Here is a 20,546-nt window from a genome sequence, read left to right on the forward strand (position 1 = left end):
TGGTAACCGTAGCTTCAGGACAGTCCCCGACGGGCAGGTCAGGCCGCAAGTCGCCCCGGCATCACGGCCCGTGGCCCGAATCTGTCCCGCAGCCGGTCCGCGACCGCCTCGACCCGCCGCGCCCGTTCGTCGACCGGGTCGAAGGTCAGCTGGTGCGCGGCCCGCCCGGCATCACCGAGCCCCTCGGCACGCAGCGCGATCCCCCGCACCCTGGCCCGCTGCAGGGCGAACGCGTCATGGATCCGGAAGGCGAGCGCGGTGAGTTCCGCGGAGTGCGCGGTGGGTTCGCGGAGCGTACGGCTGCGGGTCAGCGTCGAGTATCCGGTCCGGTCGGCATAGCGCACGGAGACCGCGAGTGAGCGGCACACCTGCCCCTCACCGCGCATCCTCGCCCCCAGCTCCTCGGTGAGTGACATGAGCGCACGCCGCTGACGCTCCCGGTCCAGTTCGTCACGCGGGAAGGTCCGCTCCGCGGCGAGCGAGCGGGCCGCGGCGTTCGGCACGACCGCCGTACGGTCGATGCCGTGTGCCCGCTCCCACAGCTCGCGCCCGGTCCGCACCCCGGTGATCCGCTGCAGGGTGCCGAGCGGGGCGGCCGCGATCCGGCCGACGGAGTCGAGCCCGTATCCGCACAGCGTGCGGGCCGTCGCCGGCCCGACGCCGTCCAGCGCGCCGGCCGGCCGGTCCGCGAGGAAGGCGGCGGCCCCGCCGGCGGGCACCACGAAGGTCGTCCCGGGCGCGGCCTGCCGTGCCGCCATCCGGGCCAGCATCGGGTTCTCGGCGGCCCCGATCGCGCAGTCCACCCCGTGCAGGGCCAGTGCGCGGACCCGGATCACCGAGGCCAGCCCCTTCACGTCCCGCCCGAAGTAGCGCAGCGCGCCCCGCACATCGGCGAGCGCCCCGTCGGGCGGCGCCGCCTCGACGACCGGGGTGAACGAACCGAGCAGGGCGAGCAGCCCCGCATAACCGGCGCCGTCCGGGAGACCGCCGCCGACCCGGCGAAACCGCAGGCAGACAATGCCGGGCTGCTCGCTCATCCCGCACTCCCCGGGCTCTGGTGCCACAGCTTCCTCCCGGTGGGCGCCCCTTCGCCGGGCGGCTGCAGGTCCGACCAGGGGTTCATCTCGTAGCCGGTGGGCATCCGGATCCGGCGGCCGTCGTCAGCAGCGGACGCCGCCTCCTCCCCCTTTCCCTCCTTCTCCTTCTCCTTCTCCTTCTCCGGATCAGCTGCCTCGGCAGGTACCTGGGCCAGCCGGGCCGCGACCGCGTCGAGCCCGCCGGTGCGCCGCAGTTCGGCCAGCTCCGCCAGGTTCCAGGCGGCCGCGCCGACCACGCTCAGGCTCCGCGGTCCGCGCCGCTGCACCACCCCGCGCACCAGCAGCAGCCAGGAGTGGAAGACGGTGTACGCGCAGGCGGCGTGGCTGTCGTCGAAGAAGGCCAGGTCGACCAGGCCCGTACCGTCGTCCAGGGTGGTGAAGACGACCCGGCGGCCGGAGCGGATCGGCGGGGTCTGGGTGGCCGCCTTGGCACCCGCGACCAGCACGGTGTCCCCGTGCCGCGCCTCGCGCAGCCGCTTGGCCGAGACCGCGCCGAGCTCCTCCAGGAAGGCGTGGTGATCGCTCATCAGATGGCGCGAGACATCCATGCTCAGCACGCCCAGTTCGGCGCTGAGCCGTTCCGCCTCGTTGAGGTCGGGCAGGCCGATGGAGCCGGTGCGGTGGCCGCCGCCGAGCGGGAGCTGCGCGCCGGAGCCGCCGGAACCCGCGCCCCGCTGGGCACGGTGGAGTTCGGACAGGTGCAGCAGCAGATCGCGGCGGTTGGCGCCGAACGCGTCCAGCGCGCCGACCTGGGCCAGCCGTTCGGCGGCGGGCTTTCCCGGACGGGCCCGCTGCCAGAAGTCCAGCAGCGAGGTGTAGGGCTGCCCGTCCTCGATCCGGGCGACCTCGGCCGCACTGATCCCATGGACGTCCGAGAGCGCCAGCCGCAGCCCCCAGGCCCTCCCCTTCCCCTCCTCGTCAGACACCAGTTCGATTCGATGGGCGGCCGCCGACCGGTTCACATCCAGCGGCAGCACCGGAACCCCGCGCCGCCGGGCGTCCGCGAGCAGCAGACGCTTCGGGTACATTCCCGGGTCATGGGTGAGCAGCCCGGCATAGAAGGCCGCCGGGTGATGCACCTTCAGCCAGGCCGACTGGTACGTCGGTACGGCGAAGGCCACCGCGTGCGCCTTGCAGAAGCCGTAGCTGCCGAACGCCTCGATGATCTCCCAGGCACGGGCGATCACGTCCGCGTCGTACTTACGCGCTGCCGCGTGCTGCGCGAACCAGACCCTGATCCGGCCCTGCGACTCGGGGTCGGAGAGCCCGCGCCGGACCCGGTCGGCCTCGTCCCGGCCGCAGCCGGTCATGATGTCGACCATCTCGATGATCTGCTCGTGGAAGACCACCACTCCGTACGTCTCGCGCAGCGGCCCCTCCAGATCGGGGTGCGGATAGCGGACCGGCGCCCGGCCGTGCCGGGCCTCGATGAACGGACGCACCATGTCGGCGGCGACCGGACCGGGCCGGAACAGCGAGATGTCGACCACCAGGTCATGGAAGCCGGCGGGCTGGAGCCTGCCGACCAGGTCACGCTGACCGGGCGACTCGATCTGGAAACAGCCCAGCGTCTCGGCGGTCCTGATCAGCCGGTACGTCTCCGGGTCGCCCGGCGGCACGGCGTCCAGGTCCACCTCCTGACCCGAGGCCCGCCGCACCTCCGCGACCGCGTGCGCCATCGCCGACTGCATCCGTACACCGAGCACGTCGAGCTTGAGCAGCCCGAGGTCCTCCACGTCCTCCTTGTCGAACTGCGCCATCGGGAACCCCTCGCCGCTGGTGGGCATGACGGGGGTGCGGCGCAGCAGCGAGGCATCGGAGAGGAGGACCCCGCACGGGTGCATGGCGATGCCGCGCGGCAGGGCGTCCAGCGCCTCCACCAACTCCCAGAGCCGCCCGTACTTCTCCTTCTGACGTGCCACCTCGCGCAGTTCGGGCAGTTCCTCCATGGCCGCCCGTGCGTCGCGGGCCCGGATGTGCGGGAAGGCCTTGGCGAGCCGGTCGGTCTCGGCCGGGTTCATGGAGAGTGCGGCTCCGACGTCGCGGATGGCGTGGCGCACCCGGTAGGTCTCGGGCATGGCGACGGTGGCGACCCGTTCGGCGCCGAAGCGGCCGATGATCGCGCGGTAGACGTCGAGGCGGCGGGCCGACTCGACGTCGATGTCGATGTCGGGCAGCACGAAGCGGCGCTTGGACAGGAAGCGCTCCATCAGCAGCCCGTGCTCGACCGGGTCGGCGTGGGCGATGCCGAGGAGGTGGTTGACCAGGGAGCCGGCCCCGGAGCCGCGTGCGGCCACCCTGACCTTCATCTCCCGTACATCGTCCACAACCTGAGCGACTGTCAGAAAGTACGAGGCGAAGCCGTGGTGGGCGATGATGTCCAGCTCGTGGTGCATCCGGTCCCAGTACTCGCGCCTGCGGTCGTAGCCGCGCAGCACCATGCCCGCGGCGGCGCGGGAGGCCAGCACCCGCTGGGCGGTACGACGGTCCGCGCCGACGAGGTGCGGTTCGGGGAAGTGGACCGAGCCGAGGCCGATGTCGCCCTGGGGGTCGACCACGCAGGCGTCGGCGGTGTGCCGGGTCTCCGCGAGCAGCCGCGCCCCGGCGCCGGGGCCGAGTCCGGCGGCGGAGGTGATCCGCTCGGCGGTCTCCGCCATCGCGCGGGCGTCCTTGAGCCAGCGCTCACCGCTGTCGAGCGGGGCGCGGCGCGGGTCGACGGGGACGAGCCTGCGGGCGGAGTCGAGCACATCGGCGACCGGGCCCTGCCCCGGATCGGCGTACCGGACGGCGTTGGTCAGCACGGCCCGTATCCCCTGCTCGGCGGCGAAGCCGACGGTACGGGCGGCGAGCCGCAGCGAACCGGGTCCGGTGCCGTCGCGGCCGTGGTGGACGGCTTCGAGCCGCAGGTCGTCGCCGTACGCCTCCCGCCAGGGGGGCGAGCAGGGCGGCGGCCCGGTCGGGCCGGCCCGCGGTCAGCGCCCTGCCCACCTCGGAGGCGGGACCGAGCAGCACGGCGAGCGCTTCGGCGGGCAGTACGGAGCGGTCGAGCAGGGGCCGCCCGCCGTCGGGTACGGCTCCATGTGCGGCGGTGACGAGGCGGCACAGTTCAGCCCAGCCCTGGGCGCCGTCGCGGGCGAGAAAGGTGGCCCTGGGTGCGGATTCATCGACAAAGGCACCCCCGCGGACCGGGGTCCGCAGCCGGTGCGTACGCCCGTCGCCCTCCGCCCGCCCGACGGGGGCCACGGCGAGTTCCGCCCCGAAGAGCGGCCGCACCCCCGCCTGCTCGCAGGCCTTGGCGAACCGGACCGTACCCGCCAGAGTGTCGCGGTCGGTCAGCGCGAGGGCATCCATCCCGCGCTCGGCGGCGCGCTCCGCCAGCCGCTCCGGGTGCGATGCCCCGTACCGCAGGGAGAACCCGGAAACGGTATGCAGATGCGTGAACCCGGGCACCTGCACCTCCTGAACCGATCCGTACTCACCACCCCCTCGCTCTCCACCATAGACCAAGTTTCGAACATTCGTACGATATTCGAGTGTGAGCCATCCCCGCCTCTCCATCCCCTCAGCCAATCGGCCCAGCCCCGACTGCGGGGACGACAGGCACCCCGGACCGTGGGGGGCATGACTTTCGTCGACGAGGTGAAGAACGCCGTCACCCCACGGGCCGCACTGCTCGTCATCGGCGTGCTGGCGCTGCAGCTGCTGTTCATCGCGTCCTACATCGGAGCACTCCACAAGCCGAAGCCGACGGACGTCCCCTTCGGTGTCGTGGCACCCCAGCAGGTGTCCGCCCGGCTCGTCACCGAACTGAAGAACCTCCCCGGCGGCCCCCTGGACCCCCGCACGGTCACCGACGCGGCCACCGCCCGCGAGCAGATCCTGAACCGCGACATCGACGGCGCCCTGATCGTCAGCCCCAGGAGCACGACCGACACGGTGCTGGTCGCCTCCGGCGGGGGCACCGTCCTGGCCGACTCCCTGACGAAGATCATCACGAAGGTCGAGCTCACCCAGCAGCGCACGGTGCGCTCCGTGGACGTGGCCCCGGCGTCGAGCGAGGACTTCGACGGGCTCTCGTCCTTCTACCTGGTCGTGGGCTGGTGCGTGGGCGGCTACCTCTGCGCCTCGATCCTGGCGATCAGCGCCGGCAGCCGCCCCGCCAACCGCCAGCGCGCGGTGATCCGGACCGGGGTCATGGCGCTCTACTCGATCGCGGGCGGAATCGGCGGCGCGATCATCATCGGCCCGATCCTCGGAGCCCTCCCCGGGTCCTTCTGGGGGCTGTCGGGCCTGGGCGCACTGACCGTCTTCGCGGTCGGCATGATCACCCTCGCCCTGCAGGCGCTCACCGGCATCGTCGGCATCGGCCTGGCCGTCCTGATCGTGGTGATCGCGGGCAATCCGAGCGCGGGCGGCGCCTTCCCGCTCCCGATGCTCCCGGACTTCTGGCGGGCGATCGGCCCCGCACTGCCGCCGGGGGCCGGGACCTGGACGGCACGCTCGATCGCCTACTTCAAGGGCAACGCGGTGACCGGGCCACTGCTGGTGCTGTCCGCGTGGGCGGTGGTGGGCACGGTCATCACCCTGCTGATGGCGATGCGCAAGAAGCCGGAGGCGGCGGACGCCGCGGACACTCCGCTCGCGGGGGCGACGGGCGGGGGCTCGACGCCGGTGTAAGGGAGAGCCGGCCCGCCACTATCAGGTGTGCAGGCGCTGAAGCACCCCCCGGCGCTGAAGTTCCACGATGTGTTCGGCTGCCCGCTGCGGAGCATCTCCGCCGCGTACCAGGACACCTGCCTCGATATTGCGTCGCGCGGCGGACTCTGTGAGATTCGCACTGCCCATGAAGAGAACCTGCCGGTCGGCGACGGCGAGTTTCGCGTGCTGGCGGGCGAAGGAGCCGGTGGCCGGGTCGCGTACCCAGTGCCAGAGACGCAACCCGGGCACGGCTGCGAAAGCGCCGGCCGGCTCATGACCCGAGAGGAGACCCCGTGCGCCTGCCAGCGTCTCCACCACTACATGGCTCTGCACTCCCCGCGCCGTGGCCTTGCTCAGGGCCTCGGTCAGCGCCGGATACGGACGGGCCGCATAGGTCATGGCCAACAGCTCTTCCCGAGCGCCGTTGATGACTTCGACCAGTACCTGCGCGGTCGCCCTCACCGGTACGCCGGGCGTGGAGGGGCCGCTCCACACCGTTCGGACCTGGACCGCGTCCCGGGCCCGCAGTTGCGCAGCCGCATAGCCCCGCAGATAGGCCGCGGCCTCCGAATGCGGGAGCCCGTCGTTCTCCAACGCCTGGTACAACCGCGCGACGGCTTCCCGTATGCGTGGCGTCGTGAGTTCGGTGAGAGCCCGCTCTCTGCTGTGTCCCCGCGCCAGCAGCCCCGCGAGGTCCTTCGTACGGGAAGGCCCCAGGGATGCGGCCGCAGCCTCGGCCGCGGCCTCGAAGCCGTGTCTGCTCATGGCAGCAGACCGACCGGCGTGAGCACCTGGTCCTTGTCACCGATGAGCGGGACGAGGAAACGGCGGTCGAGGAAACGGTTTCCCCGCTCGCAGGTTGTCTCGGAGACGAACAGACAGATGTGGCAGGCGGCTCCATGGAGGTAGTCCGCCGGAGCATGCGGCAGCCGTTCCGAACAGAGCGGATCGGCCGAGCAGTGCGAGGCATCGGCAAGGGCCCGACGGACGATCCGGTCGAAGTCACGGCCCTCCGCCAGGGAGACCAGCCCTCCGAGCGTGCCTTCGGAGTCCGGTACAGCGGTGTAGATGAGGATGCCCGCTCTGGGACTCTGCTCATCACCGGCGTAGATGCGCTCGGCGAGGGAGGCCGAGTTGTAGCCGCACTCCAGGGCGATCGTGCGGATCAGCAGATGCGAGAGCGTGTGCAGAGCGATATAGCGGGCTCCGGCCCAGCCGTACAGCGGATCGAAGTCGCTTGTCTTCCGGTCCGACTTACGGTTGCTCCGGAACCTCCCGAAGGCCTCCTGATGTGCCACCATCCGTGGTGACTTCTCCATCCGCGTCGCCCACTCGGCCATGAGGTCTTCTCGTACACGCAGGAAGATTCCTTCGCCTCGCACCTCACTGGCAGGCACCCAGTTCTGTGTGGAACGGGAGAGCTCGACCTGAGTCGCGATCTCCGGCGACTCGGGGTCGGGGGCGTCGAGACGGGTGAAGCCGATGAGCGCACGGGCTTCTCGCAGCCGCTCGACCTGGCGGACGTCGGAGAAGAGTTCGTCCAGCGGCGGCGGAACGCGGACTTCGCGCAGGGTGAAGTCATCGCTCGCCTGCGGGATCGGGCCCGAGAGGGCGTCCCACTCGGGCCCGAGCAGGTCAGCCTGGACATCAGGTGCCGTGGGCGAGGCCCCACCACCCGCCTTGCGGGCGGCAACAGCCGCGACCAGGGCGTCCGCGTCGAATTGACGAAGGTAACCGAACGTCGGAATCCCGGCGAGGAACGCGTAGTTCTCCCGGGACTCGATGCCCTGCAGCTCGGGCCAGTGATCGTCGAGCAGTTTCTCGATGTCGCCACCTTGCCCCTTGGGGAGGGCGAGCGCGCTGAGGGTCAGCGGGAACCACTGGTTGGAGGCGCCGGCGACCATCAGTACCGCGTCCTGACCACACCCGTTGGGCTCGTACGTGCCCAGATGCGGGTGCCGTCCGCGGCAGGTGGGAAGGTTGCGGCGGCCCCGTTCGCCCATCGCCTCACGGATGTTGCGCTTCGTGCCGCAGGCGACGCATTCGATGGTGACGTTGGCCGCCTGGTTTCCGCCGTGGTCCTTCATCCGCAATTTGGGACGAGGGGTCTTCGGGCACGCCTGCCCGTGGTGGACGAAGGACGTGTACGGAAACTCGTCCAGGTGACCCCCCGTGCAGACCAGGGTGAATCGGGCCGCAACCGCGAGGGGCTTCCCGCGCTTGCAGTCGTGGACGAACTTCGCCTCGTGCGGGGTTCGCGGATTGGTGTTGATGAACGCGAACTCGCCGGAGTCAACGGCGGCCAGGACGTTGCACGCGGTGCAACGCAGCCACTGCGGGAACGGAACAACCGGTACGCCCACTCCTTGCGCGGCCCAGCCCTTAGGGTCGCTGTCACCTCCCTCCAGCCATGGAGCAGCACGGAGCTGCTCGATCTGCTTGCGCCCGTAGCGCTGGAGCGACCGGTTCACGGCGGCACGCAGGCGCGGCTCGTCGATGTCGTATTCGGTGATGCCGTTGTAGCTCCAGGAATCGAGCCCCTTGATGAGAACCGAGAAGTTCGGCAGATCGACGAGGGAACCGATGCCGGCGGTGAACATGAGATGGCTCGGCCGGACCGCGCCGACCCGGCGGTTCGCGTTGCTGCTCATCGCTGTCCCTTCCCCGCAGTGCCGGTGGTGGGTCCGTACTCATCGCTGTCCACCATCGCCGCCGCCTCGGGATCCGGGTCCTGATCCGGTTTACCGAAGTTCCAGTCGGGGCCCGCGCCGGTGGACTCCTCAAGGAAGGCACCGCCGCCCGGGAGCAGGAGGTTGATTTCGTTCTCCGTCTCACGCATGGACATGCCGACAGTGAGTTCGGTCCACCGAGAACCGTCGGCACGCTGGAGCAGACCGCTCACGATCGTGTTCTTCTGCTTTTCTTTCCGGTAGCCGAGTGCCGCACTGCTCTCGTCACGCTTACGACGCCACTCGTCCTTCAGCCGGTCGAGCCGTTCCCCCAGGTAAGCGCGTGCACGCTCCCCGCCCACGCGTTCCGCCCGGTCCAGAAAGCGACGTTCCACCTCGGCAGCGAGTGGGCCACTGAGGTCGACGTCGTGGGCGTCGAGGTTGCGCGAGGTGTCGTACGCGGCCTGGCGCAGGGCAGCGACATAGGTGGCGGCCACACCCCGGTCAAGGGCGCGGCGGGTGAACGGTGTGACGGAGAGGGCCTCGACCTGCCGGTAGAACGTGGCGTGGTAATGCTCGAAGTCCTCGTAGTGAGCCAGGTCGCGCGGGCGGGCCCAGTTGTAGAGGGTGACGACAAGTCCGGGACGCTTGGCGTCACGGCCCACGCGGGACGAGGCCTGAATGTACTCGGCGGTGTTCTTTGGCTGGCCCACGACCAGCATCAGTCCGAACCGGGAGACGTCTACGCCGACCTGGAGCATTGACGTGGCGAGAGCGACATCGACCGCCTGCCGGACCATGGGTGTCATCGACGCGCGAGGCTCGCGCTTCTCCTTGAGCGCAGTGGCGTATTCACGACGGAAGGCCTCGCGCCGGAGCGAGGTGTCGCGTTCCGGGTCGAAGGGGGTCTCCAGCCGCTTGAGCGCGTTACCGATGTCGGCGGAGGAGATGCGCGAGGTGAGCTCCTGGATGTTGAGCATCCCTGTCCTGCTGCCAATGCGGTTGGCGAGTGTGTCGTTACCCTTACGCATTCCGTTGGAACGCACCCGGGTCGTGATGTCGTCGTCCATGTAACGCCGCATTCCGGCGAGTTCACGGGTGGCGTTGAAGTAGCCGACCAGCGTCATGTACGGATCGGCGGGCGCGCCGTAGTCGTCGAAGAGCTGCTGCCCTGCGAGCAGAAGAATCTCGGCGACCCGGATCTCGGCAGCCTTGAGGCGGGTTCCGTGTGCACACACACCGAGATATCGTCGGCCCGGGTCCTCCCGGCTGAGTTCGACCTGCCGCGAGAAGAACGTGTCACCGACATCGAGAACCTGCGGCGGAAAGACTGCGACCTTGCGACCGAAGACCCCGAGCACCTGGTCCGCAGCCCGCTTGGTGGTCGCCGTCGACGCGACGATCTTGGGGCCGGCCTCCTGGTGTCGCCCCTGAGGATCCGTGAAACTCCAGCTGCACAGTTGGTCGATGGCCGACTCGAACAGGCCGACGGTGGTGCCGAGCGCGCCGGAGATCAGGTGCAGCTCGTCCTGGATGATCAGATCCGGCGGCCGGAGCCGCATGACAGGCTGGGCGGTGACCGCAGGAAGGTCGCCCTTGGCGTGATGGCGGCGGCCGCAGCCGGTCTTGGCATCCAGATCGTCATGGCGGTAACCATGGCGAGGGCACACCTCCGTGACCCGGCCGAACAGCAGCCCGGCATACCCGTTCCAGGGAAGCTGGGCGAACTTGTCGACGGTGGCGATCAGCAGTGACGGGGCGAGCCGGTAGATCTCCTCGTCGACCGTGAGCACGGGAATGCCCTCCCCCCGGGACTCCAGCCGAGAGAACGGGCACCGCTCCGCGCCTTCGCCGCGCGGACAGTAGAGCAGAACGCGTCGCCTGGCCTCGTCGTACTCCATATGGGAGCGGGCGGTCAGCCCGGTACCGCACCAGGGACAGGTGAGCACCTGCAGCACCCTGGCGTGCTTGTCGCTGGCACTCTCGCGGGCGCCGGCGATCTGCTCCTTGGCCTCGTCGAACCAGTTGGGCGAGACGGACGTTCCCACCCACAGGCCGATACGGAACGGCTGGGCGCCCCAGCGCGCGTCGTGCGCGAATTCCTCGCGGCGCAGCACCTCGCACGCGGTCACGAGCGCAGCCGCGCGCTGGAACTGCTGGGCGGTCAGCAGCCGCAGGGTGTAGCGCATGAGAACGCCGACCCCGCCTTCCCCGCTGCGGGCCTCGGCTCCAGTACCGAGGGTGCCCTGCAACCGTCGCAGGGCGAAGGTGTACGCGGCCAGCCCGAGATAGGCCTCGGTCTTGCCACCACCGGTCGGGAAGAAGAGCAGGTCGACGAGCGCCTCGCGCCCGGTTCCCCGGTGGGGATGACCCGGCCTGCTGAGTGAGGCGAGGTTGAGCAGCACGAAGGCGAGCTGGAAGGGTCGCCAGCTGGCCCCGTCCTTGCCCTTCCCGTACACCTCGTCACGTGCTTCCACGTACGAGGCGGGATCGTCCTCACGTCCCGTCCTGGCTTCGGCGATAGCCGTGTTGCGGCGCTGGAGCGCCATAGCCCTGTTGGCGAACCGGAACGACGCGAGCGCGGTGTCGTCAGCAGCAAGCGTATCGATGCCCAGGGTGATGCGGTCGCAGATTTCCAGCGCCTGCTCGATGGCGACGAGTGCCGATTCCCGCAGGTCGTCCGGCAGCGAATGGGCGGCTCCACGCTGCTGTTCGAGCCATGCGGCATAACCCTCGGCGAGCGGAGCGAGGGCGGCGCTGAGTTCGCTGCGGCGTCCGGGGACCGCGAGCGCTGCGAGCTCGTCCATGCCGAGCTCGAGCCCTCGGAGCAGTTCCTGATCCCCGAGGGTGGGAGCCGTGGTGGCCCGGACGTCATAGGCAGGCAACCAGGTGGTGGTGAGCCGGTGCGCGTTGCGTTCGCCGTCGCGTACCTCGGCATGCACGGCCACGTTGCGGCCTTTGGCGTGGCTGAGGCTGTTCCGGTAGAGGAGGCGGAGACGGCGCTCTTCCGGATCCTCGGGTCCGCTGCCCGGATTCGCCGGGTCGAGAGGGTCGTCGACCGGAAAGAACACAGCTGCCTGGTCGACCGGGAAGGCGGTGACTTCGAGCGAGGCCTGGAAAAGCCAGCGGGCATCGCGCGCCTCGCGACTGTCCTCCTGCCCATTCACCAGAGCGAGTTCGACGACGCGCAGATCCTCGCCGCCATGGTCGGCCCGGTGATGCCGTACCTGCACGTCCAGGACAACGGCCGTGTCCTCCAGCGGAACTTCCCGGCCACCGGCGCTGGTGACGTCGATGTCGATCGGATACTCCACCGGCTCACGGGACCACACCCTGCGGGTCGTGCCACGGTCCGTGGCTTCCTCTGACTGGGTATAGCGCCCCCAGCGCGCGGTGACGCTGAGCGTCCCGACGGAAGCGGGGACAGTGAAGGACAAGCCCATGGACGAGGCCCAGATGTGACCCGCCGCCTGCGGCGTCATCCGGTCCGCGAGCCCGCTGTCGTCCCCCTCGCTCTCGTCTCCGGACTCGTCGTCGGCGCTCTGCGCGGCGGCCAGCGCGATGCCCTTCGCTGTCGGAATGTCGGGCCGCGGACCGAGCATGCCGACGAGGTAACGGTCCCGGGGGCCGGAAGAGAACTGGGGCAACGTCTCGGTCTCACCGTCCCACGGTCCGAGCAGATCGCGTCGGATGTAGGTGACGAGCCCGTCCCGCACTCCATACGAATCACCGGCAAGAAAGGTCTGCGGCACTTCTTCGAGCGGATGCGGAACGACGGCCGGGTCGATCTGGGCCGGCATGCGGTGGGTCCTTTCGGACAGGGCCGGTGGGCACGAAATCGGTTCGAGCGTATAACAACCCGTTCAATATAGAGCGTTGACTGAGTTCACACAAGATGATGCAGTGGTGCCGCACATCCTCGTGCACAGACTCTCTAGTCTGTTCCTCGACCACCGGCCACCGAGTGACATGAGGTCGCCCATGCCCCGACTCGCCCTCTCCGACGACTTCGTTGCGGACCTCATCTCGCTGCAACGTCCTGTGCAGAAGGAGGTGAACGACGCGATACAGATGTTCCGCGGCATGACCGTCCCCCAGCTCCACGCGAGCAAAGGGATGCATCTGGAAAAGCTGGAACGGGCGCACGACCGCCGGATCCGCACGATCCGCATCACCAAGTCGTACCGTGGCGTCCTCCTCGCGCCCGACGACGGCAGCGAGTTGTTCACTCTGCTGAGGGTTGCCACGCACGACGAGGCGATCAACTGGGCCTGCAAGCGTGCCTACTCCGTCAACGGTGCGACCGGAGGCCTTGAAGTACGCAACGTCGAGGCCCTGGAGCAGATGGAGACGTACTTCGAGACAAAAGCCGTTGCCGCCCCCGCCCGCCTCTTCGAGAAGCAATCCGACACCGCACTGCGCGATCTCGGCATCGACGACCAGGTCCTGCGACTGGCCCGGGTCTGCGTCACCGCGGAGGACCTTTCCGTGATGGCTCCGCCGATGATGCCGGCCGACCAGTACGAGGTACTGGAGTTCCTTGCGGCCGGCTACTCGGCCGAGGACGTGTGGGAGCAGCTGATCGCTTCCCGCGGCCAGACGGTCCGTACCGCCGGAGACCGGCCGGCCGTCACCCTCACCGAGGCCATCCTCAATAGCCCCGACCGCATCGTCGAGGTCACCGGCCCGGGCGAACTGGAGCGCATCCTCACCGAGGACCTGACACGGTGGAGGATCTTCCTCCACCCCGCCCAACGGCGATTCGCCTACCACCCGGGGTTCAACGGGGCCGCTCAGGTAACCGGTGGGCCCGGAACCGGCAAGACCGTGGTCGCGCTGCATCGCGTACGCCACCTTCTGCGCACCGGCCACGACGGCGACCGGATTCTGCTCACCACCTTCACCAACGCCATGGCTGCCGCCCTGCGCGACAGCCTGGCTCTCCTGCTCGGCAAGGCCGACGCCCACCTGCTCGAGAGGGTCGACGTCACGACGGTGGACTCCCTGGCGGCGCGGGTCGTCCGGGAGGCACGCGGCACCGCACCACGGCCGCTCTCCGCGGCGGCGGAGCGGAGCGCCTGGACCCGTGCCACGGCCCGTGAGGACCTCCCGTGGAACGAGCAGTTCCTGTCCCAGGAATTCCGCAACGTCGTGCTGGCCCAGGGCATTCGCACGCCCGAGGAGTATCTCCGCTGTGTACGCAGGGGCCGCGGTACCCAGGTGGGACGAGTCCAGCGTGCCCGTCTGTGGCGTGTGATGGAGCGGTTCACGGGAGATGTGTCCTCCCGTCACTCGGCGACCTACACGCAGTTGTGCGATCAGGCGGCAAGCTGCCTCGCCGACAGTGGTCCGCGCTACCGGCATGTCGTGGTCGACGAGGCCCAGGACCTCCACCCGGCCCAGTGGCGGGTGCTGCGTGCCTGCGTGGCACCGCGATCGGACGATCTGTTCCTCGTGGGCGATCCGCATCAGCGCATCTACGACTCCCGGGTGTCGCTGCGCTCGCTGGGCATCCATGTGCGCGGCCGAACGTCCCGACTGCGCCTCAACTACCGCAGCACGGAAGAGATCCTGCGCTGGTCCGCATCGCTGCTCGACGGGCATCCGGTGGGCCGGCTGGGCGAGGACGACGACACCGAGGGCCGCCGCGACTCGCTGCGGGGCTACCGCTCCCAGCTCCACGGCCGCACCCCGTCCGCGCACGGGTACGGCAGTCAGGAAGCGGAGATCGGAGCGCTGGTCGAACAGATCAGGGCCTGGACGAACCAGGACGGGGTGAAGCTCTCGGAGGTTGCGGTGTGTGCCCGGTTCAACACCGTGGTCGACTCGGTCATCTCACGGCTGCGCAGGGAAGGCATCCCCGCGGTGGCGGTCCGTGACGATCCGGGCCCCACAGCCTCGGGGGTACGGGTGGCCACGATGCACGCCATGAAGGGGCTGGAGTTCCGCTGTGTGGCCGTTGTCGGCATGACAGCCGCGGTGCTTCCGTTCGCACAGCAGGTGACTCCGGTCGAGGTGGACCCGGTCCAGCACCAGTCCGACCTGCTGGCGGAACACTGTCTGCTGTTCGTCGCGTGCACCCGGGCCCGTGACGCGCTGGCCGTCTCCTGGAACGGACAGCGCAGCCCGATGCTCGACCCGGTGACCGGCTGAGCGGCCGGCCGCTGCCCCCTTGCCGGGTGAGCAGCGGCCGCCGCCGGAGGCAGCCGGTCAGGCCCTGATCTCTCGGATCACGACCGAGTGCGCCTTGTTCTGGTTCGAGTTGTACGACAGCTCTCGCCCTGTCCTCTGCCACATCAGCGCATGGCCCAGGGGCGAGGAGGGCGAGACCGCGTCCGCGTCTCCGCCCGGCAGCTCGGCAACCGTGTAGAGCGTGTCCGTGTCGACCCGGCCGTCGAACTCAAGGACCAGCACGACACCCGGCACCACGACAGACGGTGCTTCGTCGCTGTCTCCGATGGCCACCGCGTCGATGAAGGCCCGCAGAAATGCCAGCCGCTTGGCCCGGCGGTCACGCTGATCCGCCTGCGTCTTGCGCAGGAACACCAGATTGGCCGGATCGATGCCGGCGGGGATCTCGTCGGGTGCGTCGACGGCGGTCTGCAACCGCTGCATCTCCCCCATCAACCGCTGGAACGCCCCCACGGGAATCGACCGCACTGGAAAGGCTCCCGGTGCGCCGCGAAGCGCTTCCCGCCGCTCTGCTGCCGCCGCTGCGGGGGTGGGGCGGTCCGGCGCCGCGTCCGGTCCTGCAGCGAACACGGACTCGGCCGGATGCTGCCGGGCGACTGTGGCCCTGACCTCCTCACGCTCCCGGTCCCGGCGCTCCATGCGGCTGTACGCACCGCGGCCGTCCCCTTCGGGCCGGTGCGCCGCGACCACGCCCGCCCCGCTCCCGCCGAGCGGCGCCGCCCTCTTCGCGTCAGGCTCCCCATCCCGGTCGAAGACTTCCGTCCCGCTCCCGCCGGACTCGTCCGAGATCGCTCCGACGCCCTCGGCCTCCTCCTGCGCGTCCCGCCCTGGCTCCGTGACGGGTTCGATGCCCAGTCGCTCCAGCTCCGTCCACAGTGGAGCCAGCGCCTGCTCGCGGTCCAGATGGAACCGACTGCCCCGGACTCGGACGAAGGTCCAGTCGACACGTTCCAGATCGCGTTGCCGGGCTGCCGCGGTCGAAGCGTCCTCGCCCTCCGGGAACGTGTCACCGTCACAGGCCACCGCCAGCCTTCGCGTACCGCCCTCGACCACCAGGTCGATGGCATGCCGGCCGACCCTGTATCCGGGCCGGACCCGGTAGTCGCGCATGGTCAGTTCCAGGTACACCTGCTGCTGGAAGAGACTGTCGAACGCCTCGTGCCGTACGTCGGGCTGAACCTCGCCCCGCACCGCCACGGTCTCCTCCTCCGCGGGTCGCGTGAGGTGGTCGAGCCACTGGCGGCGCAGATCGTTCGGATGGAACTGCTCGACGCGAGCGCTGTGGAACACCCAAACCTGGTCCTGGGCGCGAGAGGCAGCCACGTTGAGGCGCTGCTCGAAGGACTTGCCGGTGAAGCCCCCGGGCACGGTACCGGCCGCTGTGGTGGGGGAGTTGAGGCACGAGACGAACATGACGCTGCGTTCGTCGCCCTGGAAGTCCTCCGCGTTGCCCACCCTGATCCGGCGCTGCTCCCGCTCCTCGTAGTCCAGCCGCTCGGCCAGAAGGTTTTCCAGTTCCTCCAGATGCGCCTTGCTGCTCCGCAGGCTGATGATCCCCATGCTTCTGCCCTCATACGCGGGATCGGCACAGCAGCGCACCAGCTCGGCGACGAGCGCTTCGGCCTCCGCGGAGTTGGCCAGACGAGTGTTGGTTCCGATGGCCTCGCCGCTCTCGACGTACACCGTTCTCACCGGAGGCAGCCGGTCGGCACCGTACTGGCGCAGAGGCTGAAGCCGGCCGTTGTAACAGAGCTCGTTCGAGAAGGAGATGATCTCCGGCATGCACCGGAAGTGTTCCTTGAGCATGAGCGTGCCCCGGCCCGCCGAGAGCGCCTCGGTGAGGTCGAAGAAGCTGGACTCCGGGCCGAAGAGGCTCCGTACGTCCTCATCGAGCCCGGTGAGGAGCCGGTCCCTGAGGTGGAAGTACTGGTCCTGCTTGAGCCCGACGTTGGAGGGGCTCACCTGCTTGCTGTCTCCGACAACGACCATCCGGTCAGCCAGCCAGCTCAGCAGCATGGCCTCGAGCCCCGACTGACTGGCCTCGTCGACGATCACCACGTCGAACATGCCGGGCCGGTCCATGGGCACGGTCTCCGCCACTTGGTGCAGGGGCATGATCCAGGCAGGCACCGCGGTCTGCGCCTTGCGCAGCGCGGCCTGGGCGTCGCGGCGGTAGCGGTGCTGGTACTTGCCCTTGATACGACGGGCGGCCTGCTGATACGCACTGAGCGCCCTGGACTGGTCGCCCGTGAGCAGCCCGAGGCAGCGGTGCCAAGCCCGTGCCGCCGCAAGGCGCGCCAGCATGATGCGGGCCTCGTCGTCGGCCTCGGTGAGCTGTCGGCGCAGAACGCGCTCGGCATCCGGATCGGTGAGACGCTCCATACGGTCCCGCCAGGCGGACCAGGCCCACGCGCCCGCAAGAGCGCTGAGCCGCTCGTCCCAGCCTCCGTCCTCGGCGCTCCCGGCCACCCTCTCTGCAAGGGAGGGGAAGACCTCCTGCACCACGGCGCGAGCAGCGTGCTGATCGGCGCGAAGATGCGCCGCGTCGCGGACCTTCGCGATCTCCTGGCTGAACTCCCGGTATCCCTCCGGGTCACGGGCACGAACGGCGTCCAGTGCACGCCTCACCGACGGGGAGGCGCCCGGCCGGTCGCTCCACTCGCCCAGCAGCTCCTCGGTTCCGGCAATGATCCGTCGTGACTGCTCGGCCGCACGCAGCGTGGTCGCCGCGCGCAGCAATGCCCGTACGGCGTTCTCGACCGTCGGGTCCTGCCAGGCGGCGGCGTTCAGCTCCGAGGAGGTGGCGGCTGCCGTGACGAGGTCGGTGCGGGCCGTCGCGACGGCGAGGAGGGCGTCGAGCGCCTCGGCGTCCTGCCGCAGCCGGGCCAGCCTGGGGCCGGGGCCCTGCCACGGTGCGCCGGACGTGCCCCACTCGGACTCGACCTGGGACAGCCGGAGTTCCAGCTGGATCCGGGCAAGTACGACAGCGGCTGTGCCGGTGTCCTCCGGGGACCGGCCGTCCACCCGCACCGCCTCCACGAACGGGGCCACCGCCTTGGCGAACTTCGAACGGATGCCGAGCGTCCCGCGCAGCTTCTGCCCGTCCCGCAACCCGTCGTGCAGGGTGGTGGCATGGCGGAGTGCCACAGCCGGTTCGTACTGCTCCAGTCCGCTGACCATGGCGCTGCCCAGGACGGAGAGGGAGGCTTCGGCAGCGGCGAGAAGGTCCGTCACCGCGGTGTGGCGGCTACGGACCTGCCAGTCCTGGCCCGAGGCGGCTTCGCCCAACAGGGCACCGGCCCAGCCGCCCGCTGCAGCGGCCAGAGCTCCGGCCCGCGCGCGTGCACCCACGAAGGCGTCGAGGGCGGCCGACACCTTCTCCTGTTCGTGCATGTCGAGGCGGCGCACAGCGGAGTCGTAACGTCGGCTCAGCTCATCCTGACGAACAGCCTCGTGTGCCTCCTCCGCCGAACGCACGACGCCGACCGCATCCTCGAAGGCGGCCGGTCCCGGCAGTTCGGAGGGGCCCGGCACCTCTGCGGCGAGCGACTGGTGGAGCGGGGTGTAGGCACGGGTGGCGCGCAGGAGCCGCAGGGCGTGCTCAGCGCTCAGCGACGGCTGTTCCTGCGGCACCGGGCCGATCCAGCCGTACGTCTCCGCCTCGGCCGCCAGGCGCTCGGCGATCTCCTGCAGGCTGCCGCTGTAATCCCCGATCTCCGCCGCGAAGCGGTGCGTCTCCTGCTCACGCAGCGCCGTCAGATCCCGCAGGATGGCCTGCTGTGCCGTCCGGGCAGCCGCCAGCCGAGCCTGCAGCGTACGGATCTCACGCTGCGAAGCCGTCGGGTCGTAACCGGCGTACTCACCGAGGATCCGGGCCACGGACGCCTCCAGCTCGCGCTGCGCGGCGGCGCCGTCCTCCGTGCGGCTGACACACAGGTCGCGTACGGACTCCGGCAGTTTGTCCCGCAGCACCCGAAGGGCGCGCGGCGTCTGGCTGGTGATCAGGACACGCTTGCCCTGCGCGAGCAGATCCGTCACCAAATTGGCGATGGTGTGCGTCTTGCCCGTACCGGGCGGCCCTTGGACGACGACGAGCCGGTTGGTCCGCAGCCTTTCGGCAATGGTCCGCTGCTCCTCGTTGGCCGGAAGCGCAAAGTACATCTCGCCGCCGTCGTCCTGGCTCCTCTCCCCCTGCGCCGCCACGAGGTCGGCGGCGGTGAGCGCACCGTCTCGGCCCGCGATGTAGCTCAGCAGAGCGGTGGGCGGGGTACCCGCGTCGATCTGGCGGGCGATGGTCTTGAGCGCGTCCAGCGTGGACCGGCGGTTGCGCTCACGCAGGACGAGCGCCGGTGTGAGCCCGACCTGGGGCACATCGAGACTGCGCGGAGTGACGCGCTGTACCGCCGGGAGATAATTCCCCGCGCTGTGTGCGGCGTTGACCCAGCTCCGCAGGACGGTGTGCAGGGCGTCGAGCTGCCCGGGATCGGTGACGTCCGAGGCGCTCTCCAGCACCTCCACGATCTCCTCGCGGACGGAACCGGGCACGTGCTGTGCCCCGTCGAGCATGCCTTCTTCCAGCTCGAGCCCCACTCCACCCGGATCCGGGGCCGCGATGAGCGTTCCGGTGGAAGGATCGAGGTGGAGGGTCGCACGGTGAGTGACCAGATGCCGTTCCACCCGCTGGCCTTCAGGCGTCTGCCAGGTGAGCCGGCCGAATCCGAGGACGAGTTCGTATGCCTCACCGAGGTTGGCGGCATCCTCATGCATCTTGTGGAGCCGGTCGTACAGTCTGACCAGGGGGTCGATCTCCCTCCGCCGCTGCGCCCACGCGGCCCACTCCTGCTCCCAGGCCGCGTGGAACTTCTCGATCTTCTCCCGCTTCGGGTGCTGATCGAGCTCGTGGTACGTCTTCTCCAGCGGGATACCGATGGACCAGTCCGGGAATTCGGGCTCGATGCGCCGTCTCAGATGCGGGGCACGAGGCTGCTTGAAGTCACGGATCCGAGTCCCGTCGACCCATGGTTCCAGCAACGCGTTCGGCTGCGGTGCATCCTCGCGATCGGGCCGCGCGACGGTCAGCCAGGCAGGGTCGTCGGTTGCCAGGGTGCCGTCGAGCATCACGGACACACCCGGATCGTCCGGCAGTTCCTCGAACCACACGGCCCCTGCCGCCCCGTCGAGGGTGCGGACGGCGCGCGTCCTGGACTCCTCGGCCTCCGCCAGGAAGCGAAAGATCTGCCGGACACGTGCGGCGTCACTCTCGTCCGCCGCCCCGCGCGAAGCCGCGGGCACCTCCGGAGTCTGCGTGAACAGTGACCGCTGTTCGTCACCGAAGAGCACGGCCTGATCGGGCAAGGGCGTCACTGCGGCCCGGGCGGCGGGTACGCGGGCGCCAGCCTGCGCAGCGGGGGGCGCGGTACTGAAGGTGACACTCTCGCGCGGGTGCGTGCCGTCGAAACGGACCTCCAGATCGAGCTCCTGGCCAGTGCCGGCCGGGATGCTGTAGGCCCAGGTCGCGGAGACGCGACGCCCGGTGCGCAGCGTCCCGACGAATGCGCCGTCGAGCGAACCACTCGCGGAGTCGGTCACCCGACGGCCGGTCTTTCCATACGGTCCGCCACGCACCGACAGTCCGATTCCGCTCAGGTCGACGGGCCCCCCTGTCCCGTTACTCAGATACAGCGTGCACCGGATCAGATCGTCACCCTGCCGGTACCCGTCACAGCCGGCGGCGCTCACCGGCTCGTACGGGACGACCTCGTCGATACGGACATGAAGCCCATCCGCATAGTGATGCACGGAACCGACCGGCTCAATGCCGTCGCTCAGCACGTTCCCACCCTGGCTCACACGCCACTCCACTGCTACTGAGGGCCCCCGACAGGTGGCC

7 protein-coding genes and 1 pseudogene are annotated in these 20,546 nt (G+C 69.8%); 2 read left to right on the top strand and 6 right to left on the bottom strand.

Going from position 1 to position 20,546, the window contains the following annotated elements; genetic code table 11:
- Positions 1-38 precede the first annotated feature (38 nt).
- The gene (locus SH922_RS07895) at positions 39-1,037 is read right to left on the bottom strand and encodes a hypothetical protein (RefSeq protein WP_393056353.1); all 999 of its coding nucleotides are present in this window, start codon (positions 1,035-1,037) and stop codon (positions 39-41) included.
- A pseudogene (locus SH922_RS07900) lies at positions 1,034-4,547 on the bottom strand (DNA polymerase III subunit alpha). The gene SH922_RS07895 and the pseudogene SH922_RS07900 overlap by 4 nt, the downstream one beginning before the upstream one ends.
- A 171-nt stretch (positions 4,548-4,718) precedes the next feature.
- On the opposite strand from SH922_RS07900, the gene SH922_RS07905 reads away from it, so the two are divergent.
- The gene (locus tag SH922_RS07905; protein WP_393056355.1) at positions 4,719-5,774 is read left to right on the top strand and encodes a DUF3533 domain-containing protein; all 1,056 of its coding nucleotides are present in this window, start codon (positions 4,719-4,721) and stop codon (positions 5,772-5,774) included.
- A gap of 21 nt (positions 5,775-5,795) precedes the next feature.
- Here the strand turns inward: SH922_RS07905 and drmC are convergent, their stop codons facing one another.
- Genes drmC through drmA form a run of 3 tightly spaced genes read right to left on the bottom strand, consistent with a single transcriptional unit; the run spans position 5,796 to position 12,264 of the window.
- Positions 5,796-6,560 (bottom strand): DISARM system phospholipase D-like protein DrmC, encoded by a 765-nt coding sequence (gene drmC, locus SH922_RS07910; RefSeq protein ID WP_393056357.1) that lies wholly within the window; start codon positions 6,558-6,560, stop codon positions 5,796-5,798.
- Complete coding sequence (drmB, locus tag SH922_RS07915; RefSeq protein WP_393056359.1) at positions 6,557-8,446, bottom strand: DrmB family protein; 1,890 nt, start codon at positions 8,444-8,446, stop codon at positions 6,557-6,559. Before drmB ends, drmC begins: the two co-directional genes overlap by 4 nt.
- Positions 8,443-12,264 carry a DISARM system helicase DrmA gene (drmA, locus tag SH922_RS07920; RefSeq protein ID WP_393056362.1) on the bottom strand — a complete coding sequence of 1,274 codons (3,822 nt, stop codon included), beginning with the start codon at positions 12,262-12,264 and terminating at the stop codon, positions 8,443-8,445. The genes drmB and drmA overlap by 4 nt, the downstream gene beginning before the upstream one ends.
- A 181-nt stretch (positions 12,265-12,445) precedes the next feature.
- Here drmA and SH922_RS07925 point away from each other — a divergent pair, with 181 nt between their 5' ends.
- A complete protein-coding gene (locus SH922_RS07925; protein WP_393056364.1) occupies positions 12,446-14,617 on the top strand; it encodes a UvrD-helicase domain-containing protein in 2,172 nt (723 codons plus the stop codon).
- Between the two features lie 57 nt (positions 14,618-14,674).
- Here SH922_RS07925 and SH922_RS07930 read toward each other — a convergent pair whose 3' ends face one another.
- Complete coding sequence (locus tag SH922_RS07930) at positions 14,675-20,506, bottom strand: AAA domain-containing protein (RefSeq protein ID WP_393056366.1); 5,832 nt, start codon at positions 20,504-20,506, stop codon at positions 14,675-14,677.
- Positions 20,507-20,546 lie beyond the last annotated feature (40 nt).

It is taken from the genome of Streptomyces sp. LN549, assembly GCF_043203805.1.
Taxonomy (GTDB): Bacteria; Actinomycetota; Actinomycetes; order Streptomycetales; family Streptomycetaceae; genus Streptomyces.

What these genes read in the sequence shown, in the direction of transcription:
- SH922_RS07905 (WP_393056355.1), top strand. Translation starts at nt 4,719, where the DNA reads ATGACTTTCGTCGACGAGGTGAAGAACGCCGTCACCCCACGGGCCGCA.
- drmA (WP_393056362.1), bottom strand. Translation starts at nt 12,264, where the DNA reads ATGCCGGCCCAGATCGACCCGGCCGTCGTTCCGCATCCGCTCGAAGAA.
- drmC (WP_393056357.1), bottom strand. Translation starts at nt 6,560, where the DNA reads ATGAGCAGACACGGCTTCGAGGCCGCGGCCGAGGCTGCGGCCGCATCC.
- drmB (WP_393056359.1), bottom strand. Translation starts at nt 8,446, where the DNA reads ATGAGCAGCAACGCGAACCGCCGGGTCGGCGCGGTCCGGCCGAGCCAT.
- SH922_RS07925 (WP_393056364.1), top strand. Translation starts at nt 12,446, where the DNA reads ATGCCCCGACTCGCCCTCTCCGACGACTTCGTTGCGGACCTCATCTCG.
- SH922_RS07895 (WP_393056353.1), bottom strand. Translation starts at nt 1,037, where the DNA reads ATGAGCGAGCAGCCCGGCATTGTCTGCCTGCGGTTTCGCCGGGTCGGC.